At 71.1% G+C, this 3,226-nt stretch carries 2 protein-coding genes; both read right to left on the reverse strand.

Annotation, left to right across the window (positions count from 1 at the left end; all coding sequences use genetic code 11):
* On the reverse strand, nucleotides 1-244 hold a 244-nt coding region (locus tag DPV74_RS40225; RefSeq protein ID WP_119339206.1), incomplete at its 3' end, for a DUF3999 family protein.
* Nucleotides 241-3,226, reverse strand: a 2,986-nt coding sequence (locus DPV74_RS40230; protein WP_240440110.1) for a DUF2339 domain-containing protein, incomplete at its 5' end; no start/stop codon positions are given. The genes DPV74_RS40225 and DPV74_RS40230, both read right to left, overlap by 4 nt.

Genomic DNA, 3,226 nt, shown 5'->3' on the forward strand with positions numbered 1-3,226 from the left:
CGGCGGGCGCGGCGGCCGCGGGCGCGTCGAGCGAATACGGCACCGGCTCGCCCGCGCCGTTGAAGATGCGCACGTCGCCGAGATCGTCGCGCCGGCTCGCCGCATAAACCGGCTGCGGCACGGTGAGCTGGTAATACGCGGCGGTGCCGTCGAGGTCGAGCGAGAAGCGCTGCGCGGGCGGGCCGTCGGCCGCCGCGAACGACGCGAGCAGGCTCAGCCCGAGCAGCGCGGCGAGTCGTTTCATTGCGGGCCGTCCTGTTGCGCGGCGGCCTTCGGCGGCAGCGGCGAGAAATAGCCGATCAACAGCAGCAGCACGCCGATGCCGATGAACGACACGATGCGCTCGATGCCGGTCACGTGCGACAGGTCGAACAGGAACAGCTTGACGACCGTGAGCGCGAGCAATGCGGCGCCGACGAACCACAGCGGACGCAGCCCGCGGCGCGTGGCCCAGATCGTGATCGCGAGCGCACAGAGCGTCCAGTACACGGACACCGACGCCTGCACGAGCGTCGATTCCGCCATCGCGCCGAGTTCGTACGGCACGCCGGCCCAGTGATGCAGCGTGCGCAGCAGGATTGCGTTCAGCCACAGGAACGCGGTCGCCCCCGCCGCGCTCAGCAGCTCGACGCGGTGGTTGCCGAACGACCAGCCGAGCTTGCGTGCGCGCACGAACCACGACGCGGCGAGCGCGTAGACGACCACGAGCACGAGGTCGAGCGGATTGAAGAGCGGCACGCGCGCCCAGCTTCCGCCGTCCTGCGTGAAGTTCGCGTAGAAGGTCCACACCCACATCACGACGATGAGCGGCAGCGACGCGAGCGCGCACACGCGGGCGATGCCGTCGCGGCGCGTCAGCCACATCCCGGCGAACGCGAACAGGCTCCAGCCGACCATGAACACCTGCTGGATGCCGAACGACGACAGCACCGTGTCGATGTCGTAGGCCATGTGGAAGCGGTGATGCAGCGTGCGCAGCATCAGCGCGTTGAACCACAGGAACACGGTGGCGATCGCGGCGTAGTCGACGATGTGCGGATGCCATGCGATGCCGAGCGCGCGCAGGCGGCGCAGCCATACGGTGAACGCGACGAACACCAGGCACTGCGCGATGTCGAGCGGGTTGAGCAGCGGGAGCCAGAAGAGTGGCGCCGCGTTGCCGTCGCTGATCGCGCTGGCGATGCTCCACAGCCACAGCAGCGCGGCGAGCGGTGCCGCGCCCCACACCTGGTAAGCACGCGGGAACGCCGCGACGGGCCAGCGCAGACGCGAGCCGGGGCCCGACACCAGCAGGAGCAGCACACCGAAGCCGTAGGCCCACGCGCTCCAGCTCCATGCGCCTTCGGGCACGAACGCGCGCAGGCGCCAGAAGCCTTCGAGCGACAGCAGCCCGCACAGGGTCCAGAACGTCAGCGTGTGCAGCGGCGCGATGATGCCTGCGGCGACGGCTTGCGCGAGGCCGGGTGCGGTGCCGGGCGTCGCGCCTTTCGCGGGATCGGCGCTTGCCGTGCCGCGCGACTGGCGCCACAGCAGTGCAAGGCCGGCGCCGACGGCGACAGGCCACGCGAACGCGCCCATCCCCGACAGCGGCGCTTCATGCGCATCGAACGCACGCAGCGCGAGCAGTGCCAGCACGGGCGTCAGCGCGAGCGCGGGCCATTCGGCGAGCGGCCACGCCAGCCGGCGGCGCGCGACATGCGCGAGCCATGCGGTGCCGGCCGCGAACAGCGCGGTCGAATCGACGACGAAGCGGTCGGCATGCAGGTCGACGTGACGGCTCGCGTAGACGAGGATCTCGTGCAGCCCGCCGCTTATCCACCACAGCAGTCCCCACGCGGCTGCCGCGGCGCCGATCTCGGGCATCCACGCATGCCACGCGCGCGCTTCCGCGCGCCCGTGCAGCCACCAGCCGGTGAACAGGCCGGCGAGCGCGATCAGCAGCATCGCGATGTAGGGGCTGTTGAGCACGGGCAGCGCGGTGGCGTCGGCCGGCCCGAGCAGGCTCGTGAAGAACGCGCCGGCCGCGGCGAGCTGCATCAGCAGCCCGAAGCCGAACCGCAGCATGCGCTTCTCGCGCACGCCGAGCCAGACGACGGCCGCGCCTTCGATCGCCCACGCGGCGCTGGTCGTCGGGCCGGAGAACGCGAGCGGCACGGCCAGCGTCGCGAAGATCACCGCGAGCGCGAGCGTGGATTCGAACAGCAGCGCGAGGCGGTCGCGGCGCCGCGCGAGCCATGCGGTGACGACGACGTAGAACGCCGACAGCGCGACGGCGCTCCACGCGAGCCCGAACGGCATGTCCTTCACGAGCGACGCCTGCAGCGCGGTCGCGACGATCGGCGTGCCGAACACGAGCGTGCCGTCGACGTAGTGCCGCAGCGCGAGCTCGCGCTTCACCGCATACAGCAATGCGATGCCGACGTACATCAGGAAGAACAGGATCAGGAACGGCTCGGTGCTCGCGAACAGCGCGGGGCGATAGGCCGTCACGCCCCACGCGGAGCCGATCGTGAACGTGAACGCGAAGCCGAGCAGGTTCAGCGGACGCCAGGCCTTGAACCACGCGATCGCGAAGATGCCCGCGTTCAGCAGCGCGTAGTAGCTGAACAGCGCGACGTGGTTGCCGTGCCCGGTCGATAGCAGCACCGGTGCGAGAAAGCCGCCCGCGGTGCCCATGAACGCGAGCGGCAGCGCGTTCTGCCGCACCGCGAGGAACGCGCTCAGCGCGCATACCGCGACCATCAGCGGAAACGCGGCGCCGACGGGCAGCAGCGCGTAAAGCTTGGTCGCGGCGAAGATCGTCAGGTACAGGATGCCGACGCCGCCGCCCTGCAGCACGAGCCCGTACGCCGCGCGGCGCGCACGCACGCGCCAGCCGATCGCGAGCAGCGCGGCCGCGGCGAGCGCGGTGCCCGCTAGGCGGAATTCGATCGGCAGCATGTTGTTGTCGGCCGCGTACTTGAGCAGGAACGCGACCCCGAAGAACAGCACGACGATCCCGACGCGCACGACCGTGTTGCCGCCGAGCAGCCAGTCGCGCGCGGCGCGGAATGCACGCTCGACGATGTCGGGCTCGCGCGGTTTGGGCGGCGTGGGGGGAACCGATGGTGCGGGGGCCGGAGCGGCAGGCGTTTCAGTCGCGTGGGGCGCGGCCGGTACCGGTACCGGTACCGGCGCGGCGGCGCGAACCGGCGCCGGGGCCGGAGCAGGAGCCGATGTCGACGCC

It is taken from the genome of Burkholderia sp. HAN2018, from assembly GCF_024704855.1.
In the GTDB taxonomy this organism is placed as follows: Bacteria; Pseudomonadota; Gammaproteobacteria; order Burkholderiales; family Burkholderiaceae; genus Burkholderia; species Burkholderia cepacia.